Source organism: Cellulosimicrobium sp. JZ28 (assembly GCF_015327065.1).
GTDB lineage: Bacteria > Actinomycetota > Actinomycetes > Actinomycetales > Cellulomonadaceae > Cellulosimicrobium > Cellulosimicrobium funkei.
Genome location: NZ_CP017660.1, coordinates 1,954,663 through 1,974,630, shown reverse-complemented (window position 1 = coordinate 1,974,630; position 19,968 = coordinate 1,954,663). Strand labels below are relative to the sequence as shown.

Annotated in this window: 16 protein-coding genes; 2 read left to right on the top strand and 14 right to left on the bottom strand. The window is 74.4% G+C overall.

What is annotated here, in order from left to right; all coding sequences use genetic code 11:
- Positions 1–84 precede the first annotated feature (84 nt).
- Positions 85–522 (top strand): SRPBCC family protein, encoded by a 438-nt coding sequence (locus BJP59_RS09070; RefSeq protein ID WP_043659384.1) that lies wholly within the window; start codon positions 85–87, stop codon positions 520–522.
- An 823-nt stretch (positions 523–1,345) separates the two neighbouring features.
- On the opposite strand, the gene BJP59_RS19760 is transcribed toward BJP59_RS09070, so the two are convergent.
- The 5 genes from BJP59_RS19760 to BJP59_RS09045 all read right to left on the bottom strand — a co-directional run bounded on the left by BJP59_RS19760 (position 1,346) and on the right by BJP59_RS09045 (position 6,747).
- The gene (locus BJP59_RS19760; protein WP_228485363.1) at positions 1,346–2,152 is read right to left on the bottom strand and encodes a phytoene desaturase family protein; all 807 of its coding nucleotides are present in this window, start codon (positions 2,150–2,152) and stop codon (positions 1,346–1,348) included.
- Positions 2,143–3,336 carry a zinc-dependent alcohol dehydrogenase gene (locus BJP59_RS09060; protein WP_194522770.1) on the bottom strand — a complete coding sequence of 398 codons (1,194 nt, stop codon included), beginning with the start codon at positions 3,334–3,336 and terminating at the stop codon, positions 2,143–2,145. Before BJP59_RS09060 ends, BJP59_RS19760 begins: the two co-directional genes overlap by 10 nt.
- 72 nt (positions 3,337–3,408) lie before the next feature.
- Positions 3,409–4,368: a carbohydrate ABC transporter permease gene (locus BJP59_RS09055; RefSeq protein WP_194522769.1), complete on the bottom strand. Its 960-nt coding sequence runs from the start codon at positions 4,366–4,368 to the stop codon at positions 3,409–3,411.
- Positions 4,365–5,267, bottom strand: coding sequence for a carbohydrate ABC transporter permease (locus BJP59_RS09050; RefSeq protein ID WP_074807309.1), 903 nt, complete (start codon positions 5,265–5,267; stop codon positions 4,365–4,367). Before BJP59_RS09050 ends, BJP59_RS09055 begins: the two co-directional genes overlap by 4 nt.
- A gap of 91 nt (positions 5,268–5,358) precedes the next feature.
- Positions 5,359–6,747: an extracellular solute-binding protein gene (locus tag BJP59_RS09045; protein ID WP_076404749.1), complete on the bottom strand. Its 1,389-nt coding sequence runs from the start codon at positions 6,745–6,747 to the stop codon at positions 5,359–5,361.
- Between the two features lie 212 nt (positions 6,748–6,959).
- On the opposite strand from BJP59_RS09045, the gene BJP59_RS09040 reads away from it, so the two are divergent.
- Positions 6,960–8,096: an FUSC family protein gene (locus BJP59_RS09040; protein ID WP_194522768.1), complete on the top strand. Its 1,137-nt coding sequence runs from the start codon at positions 6,960–6,962 to the stop codon at positions 8,094–8,096.
- A gap of 97 nt (positions 8,097–8,193) precedes the next feature.
- On the opposite strand, the gene BJP59_RS09035 is transcribed toward BJP59_RS09040, so the two are convergent.
- The 9 genes from BJP59_RS09035 to BJP59_RS19755 form a co-directional block, all read right to left on the bottom strand.
- Positions 8,194–11,781 carry a PQQ-dependent sugar dehydrogenase gene (locus BJP59_RS09035; RefSeq protein ID WP_228485361.1) on the bottom strand — a complete coding sequence of 1,196 codons (3,588 nt, stop codon included), beginning with the start codon at positions 11,779–11,781 and terminating at the stop codon, positions 8,194–8,196.
- Positions 11,782–12,451: 670 nt separating this feature from the next.
- Positions 12,452–13,315: a DUF1684 domain-containing protein gene (locus tag BJP59_RS09030; RefSeq protein ID WP_194522767.1), complete on the bottom strand. Its 864-nt coding sequence runs from the start codon at positions 13,313–13,315 to the stop codon at positions 12,452–12,454.
- Between the two features lie 69 nt (positions 13,316–13,384).
- Positions 13,385–14,689: an acyl-CoA thioesterase/BAAT N-terminal domain-containing protein gene (locus tag BJP59_RS09025; RefSeq protein ID WP_194522766.1), complete on the bottom strand. Its 1,305-nt coding sequence runs from the start codon at positions 14,687–14,689 to the stop codon at positions 13,385–13,387.
- Positions 14,686–15,642, bottom strand: a complete 957-nt coding sequence (locus BJP59_RS09020) for an Ldh family oxidoreductase (protein WP_194522765.1) — start codon at positions 15,640–15,642, stop codon at positions 14,686–14,688. The genes BJP59_RS09025 and BJP59_RS09020 overlap by 4 nt, the downstream gene beginning before the upstream one ends.
- A gap of 85 nt (positions 15,643–15,727) precedes the next feature.
- The gene (locus BJP59_RS09015; protein WP_021483335.1) at positions 15,728–16,387 is read right to left on the bottom strand and encodes a GntR family transcriptional regulator; all 660 of its coding nucleotides are present in this window, start codon (positions 16,385–16,387) and stop codon (positions 15,728–15,730) included.
- Positions 16,388–16,442: 55 nt separating this feature from the next.
- Positions 16,443–17,339, bottom strand: coding sequence for an ABC transporter permease (locus BJP59_RS09010; RefSeq protein ID WP_194522764.1), 897 nt, complete (start codon positions 17,337–17,339; stop codon positions 16,443–16,445).
- Complete coding sequence (locus BJP59_RS09005) at positions 17,336–18,139, bottom strand: ABC transporter ATP-binding protein (protein WP_086150547.1); 804 nt, start codon at positions 18,137–18,139, stop codon at positions 17,336–17,338. The genes BJP59_RS09010 and BJP59_RS09005 overlap by 4 nt, the downstream gene beginning before the upstream one ends.
- Positions 18,136–19,173: an ABC transporter substrate-binding protein gene (locus BJP59_RS09000; RefSeq protein WP_194522763.1), complete on the bottom strand. Its 1,038-nt coding sequence runs from the start codon at positions 19,171–19,173 to the stop codon at positions 18,136–18,138. The genes BJP59_RS09005 and BJP59_RS09000 overlap by 4 nt, the downstream gene beginning before the upstream one ends.
- A gap of 183 nt (positions 19,174–19,356) precedes the next feature.
- On the bottom strand, positions 19,357–19,920 hold the full coding sequence (locus BJP59_RS19755) for an SHOCT domain-containing protein (protein WP_228485360.1): 564 nt from the start codon (positions 19,918–19,920) through the stop codon (positions 19,357–19,359).
- Positions 19,921–19,968 lie beyond the last annotated feature (48 nt).

Genomic DNA, 19,968 nt, shown 5'->3' with positions numbered 1-19,968 from the left:
ATGGCGGGTGCCCCCCGCTCGCGCGCACTCGCGTCGGGGTGCCCGAGCGGTTGCCAGTGCGGGGCGCGCGACTAGCGTCGCCTCATGGTGACCGTCACTCGGGCCGTGCGATGCCCCTCCGACGCGGTGCTCGGCGTCCTCGCGGACGGCTGGTCGTACTCGACGTGGGTCGTCGGGACGGCACGCATCCGTGCCGTCGACGACACGTGGCCCGCGCCCGGGTCGCGGATCCTGCACTCGGTCGGGCTGTGGCCCGCGCTGCTCGACGACGAGACGGTCGTGCGCGCCTGGGACCCGGACCGGGGGATCGACCTGCAGGCGCGCGGCTGGCCCGCGGGCGAGGCGCGCGTGCGGATCGAGGTGCGCCCGACGGAGCAGGGCTGCACCGTGCGGATCACGGAGGACGCCGAGAAGGGGCCGGGCACGCTCGTGCCCCGACCGGTGCGCAGCGCGGTGATCGGCCCCCGGAACGTCGAGGCCCTGCGCCGGCTCGCGTACCTCGCGGAGCGCCGGACCCCGTAGCGCGGGAGCACCGTGCCCGCGGCGCCCCCGCGTCAGGGGTCGCGCAGCAGCCGTGCCCACGCGGTGCGCACGAGCGCGCGGCGCAGCGACCCGCGGGGTCCGGCGGCGGCGAGTGCGGCCCGCGCCGCGTTCCACCCGCACGCCCCGTGGACCCCGCCGCCGGGATGGGCGGACGCGCTCGCGAGGTAGAGCGACGCGACGGGCGTCTCGGGGCGGCCGAGGCCGGGCGTCGGGCGCAGGAAGAGCTCCTGGTGGACGGCCGACGTGCCGCCGTTGATCGCCCCGCCCGCGAGGTTCGCGTCGGCCGCCTCCAGGTCGGCCGGCGTCTGCACGAAGCGACCCACGACCGTGTCGGCGAAGCCGGGCGCGACCCGCTCGACCGCGTCCTCCACGCGGCGCACCTCGTCCGTGACGCGCTCGCGCGTCCACGGCACGCCGTGCGGCACGTGCGTGTAGGCCCACGCCGACTCGGTGCCCGCGGGCGACCGCGTGGGGTCCGACGTCGTCATCTGCCCGAGGACGAGGAAGGGCCGCTCGGGGACGTGGCCGCGCGAGAGCGAGGCCGCGACGTCGACGAACCCCGCGCGGTCGACGCCGAGGTGCACCGTGCCCGCACCGCGCGCCCCGGGCGCGGTCCACGGGACGGGCCGGTCGAGCGCCCAGCTCACCTTCACGGTCGGGTGGTCCCACTGGAACCGGCCGAGGTCGCGCACGAGCCGCGCCGGGAGCCGGTCGGCGCCGACGAGGTCGAGGTAGAGCGCGGGCGCGCTGACGTCGGCGAGCACGGCGTGGCGGGCGCGCACGTGCCGCCCGTCGGCCGTGCTCACGCCGACCGCGCGACCGCACACCACGTGCACGCGCTCGACCCGCGCGCCCGTGACGACGTCGCCCCCGCGGGCGCGCAGCCGCGAGACGAGCGCGTCGGGGAGCCGTCCGGCACCCCCGGTCGGGACGGGGAAGCCCACGTCCTGGCCGAGCATGGCGAGCAGCCAGCCGAACACGCCGCTGCCCGCGGCGTCGGGCGGGACGTCGGCGTGCATCGCGTTGCCGGTGAGCAGCAGGCCGCCCCCTCCCCGCGGAACGTCTCGTCGGCCAGGCGGCGCACGGGCAGGACGGCGAGCCGGGCGAGGTCGAGCGTGCCCGCCGCGCCGAGCCGGCGCAGCACGCGCAGCACCGGCCCGGCCGCCGGGAGCGGGCTGAACAGCGCGTCGAGGAGCGGGTCGCGCACGCGGTCCCAGCCCGCCACGAGCTCGAGCCACGCGTCGCCGTCGCCGGGCGCGACCTCGTCGAGCCCGGCGGCGGTGTCCTCGGCGCGGGCGCGCAGGACGGCGGCACCGCCGTCGTCGAGGGCGTGCGCGAGGACGTCCGGGGCGCGGGACCACGTGAGGCCGTGCTCCTCGAGGTGCAGGCCCCGGATCACGGGCGACCCCGCCGCGAGCGGATAGAACGCGCTGAAGAGGTCCGTCTCGTACCCCGGCGCCGCGACCTCGGCGGAGCGGACCGCGCCGCCGTACGTCTCCTGCGCCTCGAGGACGAGCACGTCCCACCCGGCGTCGGCGAGCGCGTTCGCGGCGACGAGGCCGTTGGGCCCCGCCCCGACCACGACGGCGTCGACGGTGGTCAGGCCCACGGGTCGAGCACGACCTTGATGCAGCCGTCCTCCTTGCGCTGGAACGTGCGGTACGCGTCGGGCGCCGACTCGAGCGGCAGCCGGTGCGTGCGCAGGTCCAGCACGCCGAGCGGGTCGGAGACGTCGGCGGCGAGGGGGAGGACGTCGTCGGTCCAGCGGCGCACGTTCGCCTGGCCCATGCGCAGCGTCACCTGCTTGTCGAAGAGCTGCATCATGGGCAGCGGGTCCTTCGCCCCGCCGTAGACGCCGGAGATCGAGATCGTGCCGCCGCGGCGGACGAGGTCGATCGCGGTGTAGAGGGCCGCGAGGCGGTCGGTCGCGGCGCGCTCGGTGAGGGGCGCGGCGAGCGCGTCGGGCAGGACGCCGACGACCTTCTGGGTGGCCTCGGCGACGGGGGAGCCGTGCGCCTCCATCCCGACGGCGTCGATGACGGAGTCCGCGCCGCGGCCCGACGTGAGGTCGCGCACCGCGCCGACGAGGTCGTCGACCGCCGACGGGTCGAGGGTCTCGACGCCGTGACGCTCGGCCATCGCGCGCCGCTCCGGCACGCGCTCGATCCCGACGACGCGGGACGCGCCGCGGTGCAGCGCGATCCGCGCGGACATCTGCCCGATCGGGCCGAGCCCCATCACCACGACCGTGCCGCCGGGCGGCACGTCGGCGTACTCGACGGCCTGCCACGCGGTGGGCGCGACGTCGGAGAGGTAGAGGTAGCGCTCGTCCGGGGAGCCGTCGTCGGGCACGACGACCGGCCCGTACTGGGCCTGCGGCACGCGCAGGTACTGGGCCTGCCCGCCGGGCACCTGGCCGTAGAGCTTCGTGTACCCGAAGAGCGCGGCGCCCTTGTCCTGCGACCGGACCTGCGTCGTCTCGCACTGGGTCTGCAGCCCGCGCTCGCACATCCAGCAGTGCCCGCACGCGATGTTGAACGGGACGACGACGCGGTCGCCGACCCGGAGGTTCCCCGCCTCGGGCCCGACCTCCTCGACGACGCCCATGGCCTCGTGGCCCAGGACGTCGCCGGAGTCGAGGAACATCCCGAGCACCCCGTACAGGTGCAGGTCGGAGCCGCAGATCGCGGTCGACGTGACGCGCACGATCGCGTCCGTGGGCTGCTCGATCCGGGGGTCGGGCACGTCCTCGACGCTCACCTTCTCGCGTCCCTGCCAGGTCAGTGCTCGCATGGTGCTGCCGTCCTTCCGTGGGTGGTGCGTGTGCGTGGTGCGTGGTGCGCGTGCGTGGTGCGGACCGCGGGCTCAGCCCTTGCTCCCCGTCGTCGCCACCCCCTCGACGAAGTGCCGCTGGCCGAGGAAGAAGAGGAGGATCATCGGGAGGGTCGTGATGACGGAGGCCGTGACGACGACCTCCCACTGCGACTCGCCGCCGGGGCCGAACTGGTCGATGAGCGCCTTGAGGCCGCGCGGGATGGTGAAGGTCGAGGAGTCCTGCAGGTAGATGAGCGGGCGCATGAGGTCCGTCCAGGCTGCCTGGGCCTCGAAGAGGAGCGTCAGGACGAGGGCGGGCCGGCACAGCGGCACCGCGATGCGCCAGAACATCTGCCAGTTGTTCGCGCCGTCGAGGCGGGCGGCCTCGAACGGCTCGCGCGGCAGGCCGAGGAAGAACTGCCGCAGCAGGAACACGTAGAACGCGCTCGCGAACAGGTTCCCCGCCCACAGCGGCACGTTCGTCCCCACGAGCCCGAGCTGGTTCCAGATGAGGAACGTGGGGATCATCGTCACGGCGCCGGGCAGCATCATGGTCGCGAGCACGAGCCCGAACAGGGCGCCGCGGCCGCGGAAGCGGAAGAACGCGAAGCCCCACGCGACGAGCGCGCTCGACACCGTGACGAGGCCCGCGGCGAGCACGGTGACGACGACGGTGTTCCCGAGCCACAGCGCGAGCGGTGCCTCCTGCCAGACGGTCACGTAGTTGTCGAGCGTGAACGTGCGCGGCACGAGCCGGTTGTCGAACACCTCGGCGCGCGGCTTGAACGACGCGGAGAGCAGCCACAGCAGCGGGTACACGAACGCGACCGTGGCGAGCACGAGCGCGGCGAGCACGACGGCGCGCAGCCACCGGCGGCGCGGCCCGCGCCCGGCGCCGCGCGTCCGGGCGGGGGGCGGCGGGCCCTGCGCCTCGGGCGCACCCGTGGCCGGGTCCGGCGCGGCGCCCGGGCCGCTCACGGCGGGGCGGGGGAACGAGGGTGCGGTGGTCATCGCTGCTCCCCCTCGTAGTAGACGAGCCGTCGGGACACGACGAGCTGGACGAGCGTGACGAGCATGATGACGACGAACAGCAGCCACGCGAGCGCCGACGCGTACCCCATGTGGAGCTCCTGGAACCCCTCCTGGAAGAGGTAGATCACGTAGAACAGCGCGGCGTCGTTGCGGTAGGTCGAGTTGCCGGCGCCGAAGTAGGCCGAGTACGCCTCGGTGAACATCTGGAACCCGGCGATCGTGTTGATGACGACGACGAAGAACAGCGCGCCGCTGATCATCGGCACCGTGACGGCGCGCGTGCGGCGCCAGAACCCTGCCCCGTCGACGCGCGCGGCGTCGTACAGGTCGTTCGGCACGTTGCGCAGGGCGGCGAGCAGGATGATCACGGCCGACCCGACGGTCCAGAGGCTGATGAGCACGAGTCCGGGCTTGATCCAGGCCTGGTCGGTCGTCCACGACGGTCCCTGGATGCCGAACCACGACAGCACCTGGTTGACGACGCCGTACTGGCCGTTGAACAGCAGCAGGAGCAGCACGCCGACGGCGACCGGCGGCGTCATCTTGGGGATGAAGAACGCGGTGCGGAAGAAGCCGGCCGACCGGCCCGCCTGGTTGAGGAGCAGCGCGAGCGCGAGCGCGACGACCGTGTAGAGGGGCACCTGGACCACCGTGTAGACGAGCGTGTTCCACAGCGACAGCGCGACCTTCGGGTCCTGCGCCATCTCCCGGTAGTTGTCGAGACCGACGAACGTCGGGTCGTTGATGACGTCGTAGTCCGTGAGCGACAGGTAGGCGCTGTAGAGGATCGGCCACGCCGTGAACACGAGGAACCCGACGATCCACGGGCTGATGAAGCGCAGCGCCGCGTTGCGCTCCCGCCGCGCGGACGCGCTCAGGCGCGGGCGGCGACCGCCCGAGGCCGTGCGCGGGCCGTCCGACGCCGGGGGAGGGGTCGGCAGGGTCGGCGCGACGTCGGCTGCCGCCACCTCAGTCCTCCTCGTCCCACCGCGCCCAGGCGTCGTCGAGCGCCTTCTGCGCCTCGTCCTGAGCCTGCGCGAGCGCCTCGGCCGGCTCCTGCTGGCCGTTGAGGACGCGGTTCACCGCGTCCTGCCAGGCGGTCTCGAACTCGTTGTCCGCGGGGTTCGCCGGGAGCGCGAAGGTCGCGTCGTTCGCCTCGTACATCGCGTCGATCGCGTCCTGCCACGGCTGGGGCGCGTCGTCGGGCACGAGGTCGTCGCGGATCTGCTGGTCCGCCTCCTCGTTGCCGGTGAGGACGCCCGTGAAGACCAGGCCGTCCTGCGCACGCGCGTCGGCGCGCGCCTGCGCCGCCTCGACCCAGGCGTCCTTCTCCGTCATGAGGCGCGCGAACCGGCACGCCGCCGCGGGGTTCTCGCTCCCGCGCGGGACGGCCCAGGCGGAGCCGGACGCGAACGCGATCGCGTCGCCGTCGGGCGTGCGCACGGCGTCGAACGCCATGGGGGCGTCCGGGGACGACTCGTTGAGCACGTTGATGTACCACTGCTCCATCGGCATCGCGCCGAGGGCGTCGGTCGCGAACTGGTTCCCGGCGCCGAAGAAGTCGGCGGAGTCGCGGAACGTCTTGACCGCCGGGAAGCCGCCCTGGGCGTCGTAGATCCCCACCGCCCACTCGAGCGACTCGACGACCTCGGGGGCGTCGAGCTGCGCGGTGCGGCCGTCCTCGGAGAGGAGGTCGGCGCCCACCGCCTTCGACCACAGCGGGAGGAACTCGGGCAGCTTCGAGTCGAACCCGATGACGCTCAGCGCCCCGCCGTCGGTGCGCAGGAGCGCCTCGTTCGCCGCCGTGACGGCCTCGCGGTCCGAGCCGTTGACGTCCTCGACGGTGAGCCCGGCCGCGGAGAGCAGGTCGGCGTTCGCCATCGTCACCTGGACCTGGTTGAACTCCGGGATCCCGTACACGCTGCCGTCGAACGTCACCTGGTCGACGGCGGTGTCCACGAACGCGTCCAGGTCGATCTCCTCGGCCGCGACGCACTCGTCGAGCGGGAGGATCGCGTCGCGCGACGCGAACGTGCCGATCTGGTCACGGTTCGCGTACACCACGTCCGGCGGGTTGCCCGACGCGACCGCCGAGAGGAAGGCCTGGATGTCGAGCTCGCCCTCCGAGAGGCGCACGTCGACGCCGTCGAGGCCCTCGACGGCGCGGTCGTAGCGGACCTCGCCGATCTCGTCGCCGGTCCCGAAGCCCATGACCGAGAGCTCGCCCGACGGTGACCCGTCGGCCGTGAAGTCGACGTCCGAGCCGTCGTCACCGGTGCCCTGCGCACAGCCCGTCAGGGCCAGGGCGGCGACCACCATGCTCGTTCCTGCGGCTGCCGCGCCGCGTCGGCGGACCATCATCTGCCTCCTCGTGGGAGCCACGGGGCGGACGGCAGGGGTGCGCGACGCCACCGTGGTGCTCGACGGCGTCGGCGTTTCTCTGCACCGACGCCGCCAGTGAAGCACCGGCTCTGCCCGCTCACACGTCGAACCGCTGCTCCCGCCCGGCGCCCGGCGCGTGCACGGCAGGCGCGCGTGCGGGCGCCCGCCGTGCGGGGCACCCTCGTCCCGTGGCACGAGACGAGAGCAGGACGGGACCGACCCCGCCCGCGGCCCGGGCACCCCGGGTGGTGGAGGCAGGGACACGGGCGCGCCGCGCGGTCACGGCCGCGCAGCGGCAGTGGGTGCGCCACCCTCGGTGGTCGCTGGCGGTCAAGGGCGCGCTCGCGGCGGCCGTCGCGTGGTACGTCGGGGTGCTCGCCCCAGCCCCGTTCTCCGAGTACCCCTACTACGCCCCGCTCGGCGCGGTCGTCGCGACGACGAGCACGCTCGCGCGCTCCGTCCGCGAGTCGACCCAGGCGATCCTCGCGATCCTCGTCGGCGCGGCGATCGCCCGGGGCGTCGACCTCGTCCTCGCCCCGAGCGCGCTGTCCGTGGCGGTCGTCGTGGGCCTCGCGCTCCTGTGCGCGGGGTGGCGGCGGTTCGGCGAGATGGGCACGTGGGCGGTCACGTCGGCCCTGTTCGTGCTCATCATCGGCAACGACGCGAAGGTCGAGTTCGTCGGCGCGTACGCCGGTCTCGTCGTCGTGGGTGCGGGCATCGGCGTCGTGATCAACCTGCTCGTGCCCCCGCTGCCCCTCACCCCGACCGAGGAGGCCCTCGACGGGCTGCGCGACACGCTCGTCGACCAGGTCGAGGCGCTCGGCGACGGTCTCGCGGGCGAGCGCCCGCCGTCGGCGGAGGAGTGGGAGGAGCGACGGCGCGAGGTGGAGCCGACGCTCACCCGCGCGCGCGACGCCGTCGCGCGGACCCGGGAGGCCGCGCGCGCCAACATCCGGCTGCGTCGCCACCGCGACTGGGCCGCGTCGCAGGTGCGGCGCGCGCAGGAGCTCGAGGGGTCGGCCGGCGTCGTCGGGTCGCTCGTGCGGCTGCTCGTCGAGTGGGAGCGCGAGGACCGCGACGACCTCGCGCTCGGCGCCCGCCTGCGGCCGCTCGCGGCCCGTGCTCTGGACGCCTACGCCGGTGCGCTGCGGTCCGTCGGCACGGAGCCCGCCGACGCGGACGCGCTGCGCGAGGTCTCCGCGCGGACGCAGGCGCTGCACGACGGCGTCCGGGCGGCGCGCCGCGAGGACGACCGGGACTACTTCGTCGCAGGCGCGGTCGTGCTCGCCCTGCGGCGCGGCGTGGCGGTGCTGACGGCCGTGTGACACCGGGCGCAGAGCCGCCCCGGTCCCGCAGGCTGGTCGGACGCAGCCGTGGGAGCCGGGGCGGCTCGGGTCGTCAGCTCAGGTGCTCAGGGGCGCGTCAGCCGCAGGCGTGCGCCGCGTGCTCGACCACCTCCTCGCTCGTCACCTCCTCGCCGTCGACCGTCGCCATGGCGGACACGGTGACGGCCCCTGCGTCGAGCGTCGTCGCGCGCGTGGCGAACGACTGGTAGGCCGCCGCCCCGGGCGCGACGCCCGCGACCGTGCGCGACCCGAACGCCGTCGTGAGCGTCACGTCCGCCACGACGTCGGACGCGTTCGTCGCCGCGACCGCGAGGTACGCCTTGCCCGCGAGGCACCGCGGCGTCACGACGACGTCGAGCGCCACGCCGGCCGGCTCCTGCGCCGGCGTGACGACGAGGTCGCGCAGGCTGCCGGTGTTGTCGAACGAGCCGAACCCGACGCGGCCCGTGCCGAACGTCGTGTCGTTCGCGGTGAGGAGCGGTGTGTCGAGCCCGTCGACGTAGACGGCGACGTCGCCGCTGTCCGCGCAGCGCACGACGCGCACGTCGTGCCACTCCTCGTCGGTGACCGCCGGGGGAGCCCCGACGGCGCCGTCCCACTGGTCGTCGATCCGCTCCCGGTCCTTGCCGTCGACCTTGAAGATGCCGTTGTGCGCGTAGATCGTGTTGTCCTGCGACAGGTGCGCGTAGTAGTACTGCGTGTCCGACTGCCAGCCGAACACCACGATCACGTCGCGGTTGTTCACGGACGCGGGGGCGTCGAGCCGCACCTCGGCGTCGAGCGCGAACGACCCGAGCTCGGGGCCCTCGGTGAGGACCGCGTACTCGAACGGACGGCGGATGCCGTCGTTCGGGTTGTCGCCCGCCTGCGCGAGCACGACCGCGTCGCCCGGGAACTGCCACTTCGACGGCGTGCGCGGCGCCCAGTGCTCGGCACCGAGGACGTCGGTGATCGGCTCGCCCGCCGGCGCGCACGACGGCGGCGTCGGAGGCTCGACCGGCTGGGCGCCGAACAGCGCGTACTGCGCGGCGACCTGCTCGGGCGTCGGGACGACGTCGAGGAACATGAGGTCGTCCATGCGGCCGTGGAACGGGTTCGCCTCGCGCGTGTCCTGCGGGAAGCTCCCGCCGATCTTGATCCCCGCGGGGTCGGTGGGCGACGTCGCGCCCGCGCCCCACGGGTTCGAGGCCGTGTACCGGCCCTCGAGCTCATCGCCGTTGCGGTACAGCTTCATCTCCCCGCCCGCGAAGTCGAACGTCGCGGCGAGGTGCACCCACTGGTTGCGCTGGAGGATCTGGTCCCACGGCAGGTCGGCCGCGAACGTCCACGAGCCGCCGCCGTCGAGGCGGCGCCCGAGCGCGACGAGCCGCAGCTCGCCGTCCACCGTGATGACCTCGAGCAGCGCGCGCACCGCGTGCCCGTCCGACGTCCCGGTCAGGACTCCGGCGAGCCCGATCGCGTTGTAGCGGTCGTCGGGGTTCGCCGTGCCCGAGTTGAGGGCGGGGTGCTCGCCGGTCGGCTTGAACCAGCCCATCACGGAGATCTCGTCCGCCCCGGCGAACGCACCGAGGGAGTCGACGCCGTCGGGGTCGTAGACGCCGGCCTTCCAGTCGTCGTTCGACGCCGTCCGGGGACTCATCTGCTGCGTCTGGAGCGCCTCGCCCGCACCGGGGTAGGCCCGGTCCGCCACGCGCATCTCGACGCCGCCGTTGACGAGCTCGATGTCGGTCCCCGACCAGCCCTGGTCCGCCTCCCACGTCGGCGCACCCGGGACGGGGTGGTCGAAGTCGTAGTGCGCGACGAGGTTCGGGGCGAGCTCGGGCAGCGCGACGGGGGAGGCGGCCGTCGCGCGCCGCGCGCCGGTCACCTGCCAGATCTTCCCGTTCGCCTTCGAGACGAGGTACAGCTCCCCGTCGGCGTCCGCGCCGAACCGCAGGTCGACCCGCTGGTCGCCGACGAGCTCCTGGAACGTCGTCTCCGCGCCGTCGGCGAACACGCGCAGGTGCTCGATCTCGGCGAGGTCGGCCGGGTCGCCGTCGTTCCGGACCATCTCGTCGGCCTCGGTGCCCAGGACCCACCCGCGCACGAGGTCGGTGAACAGGTAGCGGCCGCGCAGCTCCGGGATGTCCCCGCGGTACACGAAGCCGCCGTTGAGCGCGACGCCCGCGTCGCCGGTCTGGCCCGGGTCGCGGTTGTGGTCGTACGCGGCGACGGGGTAGGTGAAGCCGTGCTGCGCGTCGTCGGCGGGCAGGGGGAAGATCTGCCGGTTGTCCGCGAGGAACGGCCCCTCGCGCACGGACCAGCCGAAGTTGTCGCCCGGCTCGACGGCGTACACCGACTCGACCTGCCACTCGCCGATGTGCCCGAGGTACATCGTGTGGTCGCCCTCGGGGTCCCAGCTGATGCGGTGCGGGTCGCGCAGGCCGAGGGCGTAGATCTCGGGCAGCGCCCCGGGGGTGCCGACGAACGGGTTGTCCGCGGGGATCCCGTATCTCCCGTTGGCGCTGTCGTCGCCGAGCGGGTCGATGCGGAAGACCTTGCCCTGCGGCGTCGCGAGGTCCTGCGGGTTGCCGTTGCCGACGCCGTTGCCGCCGTCGCCCACGAGGACGTAGAGGTTTCCGTAGTCGGCGTCACCCTCGGTCACCGTGGGGTTGAACGCGATCTGCTGCACCGTGTGCACGCGGCCGGCGAACGGCACGCGCAGGACCTCGCGGCTCGTGCCCGCGAAGACCGGTGCGGACGGGTCGGTGGCCTTCCACTCCGTGACGACGCTGTGGAACTGCGTGTTGCCGTACGCCGGGTAGTCCGGCGTGTCCTGCGTCAGCGCGGTGCCGCCCTCGGTGTGCACCGTGTAGAACAGGCCGTTCTCGGCGAAGTCGGGGTGGAACTCGGCGGAGCCGAGTCCGGTCCCGAGGCCCGCGCTGTTGTGGAAGTTGTCGAGGAACTGCTGGCGCACGTCGAGGTACGCCACGTGCTCCCCGGTGTCCTTGTCGACCGTGTAGAGCACCGCGTTGTTGTCCGGCACCATGAGGCGGCCGGAGCCGTCCGGGATCTCGTCGAGGTGCGTGATCCGGTTGTGCCGCACGAGGCGCTGGTCCTGCGTCGCCGGCGTCGTCGACGACTCGGGGAGCTGGGCCAGCTCGGTCACCTCGATGCCGAGGGTCGACGGCGTCGGGTCCGGCAGCGGGTTGAGCAGCGGCTCGCTCGGCGCGGTGCCGCCCCCGGCGCAGTCGGCCGGGTTGCCGGTCGGGACGGCGAGGTTCTGCCCGGTCGTGTCGACCGCGACGTCGTCGAGCATGAGCCGGCCCGCGCTGCTCGCGCCGTTGATCCAGAAGAAGCGGTCGAGCGCGCCGCTCACGCCCTGCCGGAAGCCGAACTGCTGCTCGGTGCCCGCGGGCAGCCGCGTGACCTCCTCGTACGGGCCGCCCTGGCTGTACACGCTGACCTTGTCGGTCGCGTTGTCGGCGACGATCCAGACGCACTGCCACGTGTCGCGCGACCACATGCCCGCGGGCTTGAAGGCGCCGCCGTCGCGCACGAGCATGACGTCGTTGTTCTGGTTGTTCACGTAGGCGCGGCTGTGCGCGTAGTCGGACGGCGCGTCGTGGTCCGTGATCCCGAACGACGTGTCCACGCTCCCCGTGCGCAGGAAGCGGAAGAACACGGTCCCCGTCGTCCCGTCGGCGATGCCGGGGACGGCGCGGTGGGCGCGCTGGGTCCCCCGACCATCTCGAGCACCTGGTTGTTGCCGTTGAGCGGGTCGGCGATCACCCGGGCGGCGGAGGAGGCGGACCAGCCGTCCTGGCCGTTCAGGGCGGTCCGCTGGTAGGACTCGAAGCTGAGGACCTCGCTGAACTCGTCCGCGGCCTCCTCCGCGGCCGCCGGTGGTCCGAGGAGGGTCCCTCCCAGGACGGCCGCGAGGGACAGGGCGAGCGCCGCCCTGCCTCGTCGGCTCGCATGCGTAGACGTCATCGTCTGCTCCACTTCGTCGGATGGTGCTGGCACGACGCTGGTTAGCGCTGTCATGCGACCGACCCGCCGGGCGTCCGCCGCCGGGCCGGCCCTCCTGCACGCCGTCGGTCCTCGTCCCCGCGTCGTTGCGGCGAGGCCCGTCCGGGCCGGGCGCACGGTCGGTGACCTCGTCGGTCGCCGCGTCCTGCTCTCCCGTCCTGCTCTCGAGCGGCACGTCCGTGTGCGCGACTCTCGCAGCGTAGGGAAGCGCTTTCCGAGTGTCAAGAGATCCGTGCGCGCGGCGCCGAGGAGGCCGCAGGGACGACGACGGCGGGCAACCGGACGTGCCGGTCGCCCGCCGTCGGGGGCGTCGCGCGGACGGGTCAGGAGGCCTGCGCGAAGGTCTGGATGCGGTCGATCTGGAGCGGCGGCTTCTTCTCGCCCGCGGTCACCGCGACCGGCAGCCGGTTCTGCGCCGGGGCGAGCGGGCACGTGACGAAGTTCGTGAACGCGCACGGGAAGGAGAAGGCGCGGTTGAGGTCGACCACGGTGTCGCCGTCCCGCTCGGTGTCGGGGACGCGCACGAGCCGGCCGTTGCCGTAGGTCTCCTTGCCGCTCGTGGTGTCGGTGAAGTGCGCGTTGCCGCGCTCGATGCCCGTGTCGTCGTCCGGGCGCCCGGCGACGAGGAGCGTGTGCTCCGTCCCGTCCAGGGTGAACGTCACGGTGCCGATCACGCGCTGCTCCTCGAACACGCCGCGCTCGACCGTCGGGTAGTCCGACGCCTGCTCGGCCGTCCGCGTGAACCGCGCCGGGAGGATCCACCGCTCGTCGAGCGGGAACGTCTCGATGTCGTCGAGGCGCTTGCGGGCCGCCTCGCGCGGGTCGCGGACGCGCACGCCGAAGATCTGGCGGCCGGTCGCGTCGGTGCGGCGGATGGTCTCGACGCGCAGGTCGCCGTAGAACGCGGGCACGAGGGAGTACTTGTGGCCGGTCGACACGGGCGTCGGCGAGGTCACGGGGGCGCCGTCGAGCGTGACCGTCTCCCCGCTGCCGTCGGGCGTGTACACGACCTCGTCGTCCTGGACCGACCAGGTGCCGGGCACGCCCTCGACCTGCAGCGGCTCGTCGCCCGTCAGCCAGTCCTGGCTGACCATGGACATCCACCCGTACGGGCTCGTCAGCTCGTCGATCCGGGCACGGTGCCACCGCTCCCACTCCTGGCGGTACTCGGCGCTCACTGCGGACATGTCGGTCCTCTCGTCGATGGTTCGGGTCACGGGTCGGGTCACAGGTCTGGACAGGGTCCGGGGTGCAGGTCAGGGCACGCGCGTCGCGCGCTCCACGAACGCGCGCACCTGCGCGAACGAGTCGGCGTCGGCGAACGCGTTGCCCGCGGGGGTCCCGCCGACCGACAGCTCGATGCCGGAGACGGGGTGGCGCGTCGGGCCCTGCGCGACGGGGAGGTGCGGCAGGGCGATCGAGTGGCCCGCGTCGGGGTAGTCGAGCAGCAGCGTCTCGTGGGCGTGGCCCGCGGCGCGCAGCGTCTCGACGACCTGGCGCGCGTACATGCTCGAGGGCCACAGGCCGTCGGCCATGCCGGAGACGCACGCGACGGGGCCCGCGACGCGCTCGACGGGGATGCGCGACGCGGAGGCGAACCGGCGGTCGCGCAGGCCGTCGACGTAGACGTCGCGGTACCGGTCCGGGGGCGGCCCGCCGGTCCACGGCTGCCACGTCACGCCGGGGTTGTCCTGCCACAGGTGCGGGAGCGGCTCGCCGCCGAGCGTCCACGTGGGGGAGTCCCACCCCTGCGCGGGGTCCGCGGCGCCCTGCGAGCCGTGCACGTGGGCCCCGGGCACGTACGCGACGACGGCGCCCACCAGGTCGGGGTAAGTGGCGCCCAGCAGGAGCGCGAGCTCGCCGCCCCGCGACTGGCCGCTCACCACGACGACGCCGGCGCGCGGCGCGAGCTCGCGGTGCACGTGGCGCAGCGCGGTCTCGAAGTACTCCAGCGGCGTGCGGGTGATGTGGTCGGGCAGCCCGGGCACGCCGAAGTAGCCGAGCGCGAGCGCCTGCACGCCGCGCGACGCGTAGAGCGCGCCGCGCTGCTCGTTGATCCCGCCGCCGGAGCCGTTGAGCACGACGATCGTCGGGTGCGGACCGTCGCCCTGCGGCACGAAGAGCGTGCCGACGAGCCCGTCCTCGCGGACCTCGCGCCGTCGCACCCCCGGTCCGGTCCAGCGCTGCACGAGGTCGGCCGTCGCGCGCTGCGTGGCGTCGGACTCGTCCCACGCCTCGAGGCGCGTGCGCAGCGGGCGCGCGACGTCGGTCGCGGCCGGCCGACCGGGCGCCGTGCCGGTTGTCGGGTCGGGCCGCTGCGACGTGAGGAGCGCCATCCCGTCGACGCGCCCGTAGTCCCCGGACATCGGCGGGTCGCGGTCGAGCCGGACGGTGCCGGCCCGGTCCGCGCGGTAGGTCGCGCGGGCGGACCACGCGGTCCCCGCGCGGTCCGTCGTCGCGCGGACCGTGACGAGCGCGCCCGGTGCGGCGCCGCTCACCTCGATGCGGCGGGCGACGTCGAGCAGGTCGTCGGCGGGGCTGACGGCGAGCCGGAGCGTCACGGCGTGCCTCCCGTCGCCGGATCCAGCGCGTCCCAGACGTCGCGGTCGACGTCGAACGCCTCCGCGTCCGGCCGGGCGCCCGGGACATGGCCCCCGGCGCGCTCCCAGTCGTCGCCGAGGCGGTCGGCCCGGTCGGCGAGGTCCTCGGCGCCGAACGCGCGGGGGTCGAGCGCGAGCACCCAGAGCCCGCGCCCCACGGCGTCGCCGCGCGCCCCGGTCAGCAGCCCGGCGAGCGCCTCGACCGTGAGGCCGAGGAGGGATCCGAGCAGGCCTGCGGGGAGCAGCGCGCCGACGGCGCCCGCGTCCCGGGTGGGCTCGCCGCCGGGGCCGAGCGCCGCGCCGTCGGGCAGGGGCGTGCCCTGCCGGGCCCGGCGCCGCGCGTCGGCGAGCGTGACGGCGCTCGTCGCGGCGTCCACGACGAGCGCACGACCCTGCCCGGCCCGCGGCACCGCCACGGCGAGCGGGTTCGTGCCGACCACGGGCGCGGTCCCGCCGTAGGGGGCGACGGTCGCGGGGGACTGGGCGAGCGCGACCCCGACCAGCCCGTCCTGGCCGAGCGCGCGGACGTACGCGCCGACGCGCCCGGTCCCGCCCGCGTGGCGCACGGCGACCACGCCGACGCCGAGCCCGCGCGCGAGCCCCGCCGCCTGGCGGACCGCCCCGGCGAGCGCGACCGGCCCGGGGAGGTCGTACGCGTCCAGCGTCGCGGTCGCCCCGGTCACGACGGCGGACGGCGCCGCGGACCCGGCCCGCCCCGTCGTCGTCCGCTCGCGGGCGTCCCGCAGCTCGCGGACGAGGAGCGCGAGGCCGAACTCCGGCCACCCCGACGCGTCCCCCGAGACGACGGCGCGGGCAGCGAGGTCGGCGTCGGCGGGGTCGTGGGCGGCGAGCGCCGCGCGGGCCCGGGCGCGGGCTTCCGCGGCGTCGACGCGCACGGTGGGGGTGGCGGGCACGGCGGTCCTCTCGGGTGGTGGCGGTGGGTCGGGTCGTGCGAGCGGGGCGGGGCGGGACGTGCGGGTCGTCACGCGGGAGGGACGCTCAGTCGTCGCCGAAGAACGCCCCGGAGTCGATCGCGAGGCCCATGACGACGCTGCGACCGCGGCGGATGTGCTCGAGCTCGAGGCGGGCGGCACGCTCGCCGTCGCCCGCGCGGAGCGCCTCGATGAGGAGCCGGTGGTCGTCGAGCGGAGGTCCGGGCTCCAGGGGCTGGCGCCCGCAGAGCCGGAACGCCCGCTCCAGGTCCTCGAGCGCGAGCTCGGTGATCGCGTGCAGCCGGGGGTTGCGCGAGTACTTCGCGACCCGGCAGTGGAACAGGTGCGACGCCGACAGGATCGACTGCACGTCCTGCGCCTGCGGGTACGTGCCCTCGGCGATCGCCGCGAGCTCGTCGACCTCGGCCGGGCTCGCGTGGGCGGCCGCGAGGCGCGTCGCCATCGGTCCCGTCGCCTCGCGCACGTCGAGCACGTCGACGAGCGTCTTGAGGGTGACCGGGGCGACGCGGCACAGCGCGCGCGGGCGCACGTCCACGAGGCCGTCGTGGTCGAGGCGGTGCAGCGCGTCGCGCACCGGCGTGCGCGACGTCCCGAACTCGGACGCCGTCTCCGTGACGTCGATCTCCTCGCCGGGGCGCAGCTCGGTGAAGATGATCCGGCGCCGCAGCTCGTGGTAGATCCGGTCCGCGGCCGGGACGACGCTCATGCGCCGGCCCCGGGCACGCGGGACGGGTCGTGGTGGGGTGGGTTCATGCTGCCTCCTACTGACGGGACCAGGGCACGAGACGTCGTTCGAGCACCGTGACCAGGGTCGTGGAGAGGTAGCCCAGCACGGAGATGGTGACGATGCCCACGTACATCTTCGCGACGGCGAACGTCGTCCACGAGCTCCAGATGAGGTAGCCCAGGCCGTTGCGCGATCCGACGAACTCCGAGGCCGCGATGATGACGAACGCGCCGCCCACGGCGAGCTTGAGCCCGGTGAAGATGCTCGGCAGCGCGGCGGGCAGCGCGACCGTGCGCCAGCGCTGGAGCCGGCCCGCGCCGTTGGCGGTCGCCACGTCGAAGTAGATCTGCGGCGTCTGGAGCACGCCGCCCATCGCGTTGTAGAAGACGTAGAAGAACACGCCGATCGCGACGATCACGTACTTGCTCGCCTCGCCGAGGCCGAACACGAGGAGCAGCAGCGGGAAGATCGCGACCTTGGGCACGGGCAGCAGGCTCGCGAAGATCGGCCCGAGGAGCGTGCGCAGGGTCGTGACCGACCCGAGCGCGATCCCGAGGACCAGCCCGGGCACGGCGCCGAGCACGAACCCGATCGCGATGCGCGTGAGCGTGATGCCCGCGTGCTCGAAGAGCTCGCCGCTCCCGACGAGCTGCGCGAACGTCTCGGCGATCGACGACGGCGGCGGGAAGAACCGCGCGTCGAGCACGTTCGTCCGGCTCGCGAGCTCCCACACCGCGAGGAGCAGGAGCGGCGTGAAGGGCCCGACGACCCGCACGAGGCGACCCGTGCGCCGGCGGCGCAGCTCCTCGGTCAGCTCGCGCGTGATCTCGGCCGTGCGGTCGTCGGCGTCGTGAGGCGTGTCCGGGGCGCCGCCCGTCGCGGCGTGGCCGCCCGGGCGGACGGGGGCCTGCTCGTCGGTCGGGGTCGTCATGCGACCGCCTCCCGGACGCCCGCGGCGGAGCGCTCGTCCGCCCCCGCCGCGTCCTGCGCCTCCGCGTCCCGCAGCAGCCGCCACAGCTCGTACGTGATCTCGCCGTGGCGCGGGTCGCGGCGCAGCTCGAGGATGTCGCGCGGGCGGTCGAAGGGGACCCGCACGTCGGCGAGGATGCGCCCGGGCCGCGCGGACATGACGACGACGCGGTCCGCGAGCACGAGCGCCTCGTCGACGCTGTGCGTGATGAAGAGCACCGACCGCGAGGTCTGCGACCAGATCTTCAGCAGCTCCTGCTGCAGCACGACGCGCGTCTGCTCGTCGAGCGCGCCGAACGGCTCGTCCATGAGGAGGGTCGCGCCGTCGTCGGCCAGCGCCCGCGCGACCGACGTGCGCTGCCGCATGCCGCCCGAGAGCTGGTGCGGGTAGAAGCCGCGGAACTCCGTGAGGCCCACCATGTCCAGGAGCGGGGCCACGCGCTCGCGCCGGGCCGAGCGCCGCACGCCGCGCAGGCGCAGGGGGTACTCGACGTTCTGCTCGACCGTGAGCCACGGCAGCACGCCGTGGTCCTGGAAGACGACGGACGGACGCGCCGCCATCGTCACCGTGCCGCGGTCGGCCTCCTCCAGACCCGCGAGGATGCGCAGGAGGGTGCTCTTGCCGCACCCGGAGGGTCCGAGCACGCAGACGAACTCGTTGTCCTCGATGGTGAGCGACACGTCCTGGAGCGCGACGAGCACGTCGTCCCGGCGACGGTCGTGGAACCCCTTCCAGAGGCCCTCGACGGAGACGGCCGTCACGAGCCGAGCTCCGCGGCCCGCTCGCGCGCCTGCTCGAGGAGGTCGGCGCGGAAGATGCTCTCCACGTCCGCCTCGCCCTCGTACTCGAGCGTGCCGCGGTCGCGGAAGAACTGCTCCTGGGCGTGCACGTCCTCCCAGTCGATCTCGCCCGTCGGGTCCTGCTCCGTGAGCGCGAGCGACGTGAGCGTCTCGACCGGCAGCTCGGTGTACCGCGCGATGATCTCCTGGTTCGCCGGGTCGTCCCAGCCGCCCGCCTCGAGCTCCGCGGCGGCGCGCAGGTACGCGGCCGTGAACGCGACGACCGCGTCGGGGTGCTCGTCGACGTACTCGGTGCTGAACACCAGGGCGCCGAGCTCGGTGCCCGCGTGGTAGTCGATCGGTAGGATCTCGGACGCGATGCCCTCGCTCTCGAGGGACGACGAGATGGGCTCGATCGACCAGGCGGCGTCGACCGAGCCGCCCACGAGCGCGGGGCCCGTCTCCGGCGGGCCGACGTTGACGAGCTCGACGTCGTCGAGCGTGAGGCCGCCGGCCTCCAGCGCCTTGGCCACCGAGTAGATGCCGAAGCCGCCGTCGCCAGGGATGCCGACGCGGCTGCCGGCGACCTGCTCGATCGACGTGATGCCGGAGTCGGCCGCGACGACGAACGGGGCCGGGTTCGGCCCGCTCTCCGGCACGCGCGAGACGCTCGCGATGACCGAGAGCGACGCGCCGGCCTCGGTCGCGTTGAACAGGCCCGCGCCCCACGTCGCGCCACCGGCCGTGACGTTGTTCGTGCTGACGAGCTGGTAGGTCTCGCCCGACGTCCCGCCCTTGGCGAGGAGCTCGACGTCGACGCCCGCCTCCCCGAAGTACCCCTTGTCCTCCGCGAGGAAGAACGGCGCGTAGTCCGCGTAGGGGGAGTAGAGGAACGAGATCTGCGGCGCGGCGTCGTCCCCGCCGCCGGACGGGTCGCTCCCGCCCGCACAGCCCGCCAGGATCCCTGCCGCCGCGACGAGCGTGATGGTGACCGACGAGCGGCGTGAGATGGCCATGAGTCCTCCTGGGGTCTGACACACGAGCAAGCGCGCCGTGATGTGCTTGCCACTATGCGCTAGTGCATCAGTTGGCCCCAGCGTGGTCCCCATCGTCTCGCTGAGTGGGACGACGTAACGCGAAACAACGCCGCACGGGGCATCGGCCGGCCGTGCGCGGCCCGCCCGCCCGGTCTGCCGTCCTCAGGGCTCGAGGACGCGCGCCTTCTGCTCCGCGAGCTCGGCGTCGGTGAGAACGCCCCGGTCCCGCAGCGCGGCGAGGTCGCGCAGCTGCGCGATGCGCACGTCCATCGCGGACGCGCCCCCGGAGGCCGTCCCGCCGTGCCCGGGGTCGTGCGCCCCGCCGTGCGCCCCGACGTGCGCGCCGGACCGGTCGTCGTCGGGCAGCCCGGTCACGGCGCCGAGCACGCCGACGAGGTCGGTGTCCTGCACGCGGTACGTCGTGCTCGACGCCGGGTGGGCGCGCCCGACGTCGTCCAGCATCTGCTGCACGAGCGCGCCCACGGGGCCGCGGACGACGAGCTCGACGTCGGGCCGGTCGTCGGGCGCCGCCGTGCGCAGCTCGACGAGGTCGAGGCCCAGCGCCGCGAGCCGCTGGAGGAGCCCGTACAGCGCGGCCTGGTCGCGGACCCGCGCTTCCAGCCGCGTGCACTCCACGGACCGGCGCACGCCGAGCTCGGCGAGGTCGGGCTCGGGCAGCACCACCGGCCCCAGCACCGTCACCTCGACCAGCGTCGTGCGGTCCATGCGTCCTTCTCCCGGCTCGCCCACGTCGGTCCAGGATGCGCGGGCACG

Excerpts from the sequence above, each read along its gene's own strand:
- BJP59_RS09000 (WP_194522763.1), bottom strand. The coding sequence starts at position 19,173 with ATGGCCATCTCACGCCGCTCGTCGGTCACCATCACGCTCGTCGCGGCG.
- BJP59_RS09015 (WP_021483335.1), bottom strand. The coding sequence starts at position 16,387 with ATGAGCGTCGTCCCGGCCGCGGACCGGATCTACCACGAGCTGCGGCGC.
- BJP59_RS09055 (WP_194522769.1), bottom strand. The coding sequence starts at position 4,368 with ATGACCACCGCACCCTCGTTCCCCCGCCCCGCCGTGAGCGGCCCGGGC.
- BJP59_RS09060 (WP_194522770.1), bottom strand. The coding sequence starts at position 3,336 with ATGCGAGCACTGACCTGGCAGGGACGCGAGAAGGTGAGCGTCGAGGAC.
- BJP59_RS09010 (WP_194522764.1), bottom strand. The coding sequence starts at position 17,339 with ATGACGACCCCGACCGACGAGCAGGCCCCCGTCCGCCCGGGCGGCCAC.
- BJP59_RS09070 (WP_043659384.1), top strand. The coding sequence starts at position 85 with ATGGTGACCGTCACTCGGGCCGTGCGATGCCCCTCCGACGCGGTGCTC.
- BJP59_RS19755 (WP_228485360.1), bottom strand. The coding sequence starts at position 19,920 with ATGGACCGCACGACGCTGGTCGAGGTGACGGTGCTGGGGCCGGTGGTG.
- BJP59_RS09030 (WP_194522767.1), bottom strand. The coding sequence starts at position 13,315 with ATGTCCGCAGTGAGCGCCGAGTACCGCCAGGAGTGGGAGCGGTGGCAC.
- BJP59_RS09045 (WP_076404749.1), bottom strand. The coding sequence starts at position 6,747 with ATGGTCCGCCGACGCGGCGCGGCAGCCGCAGGAACGAGCATGGTGGTC.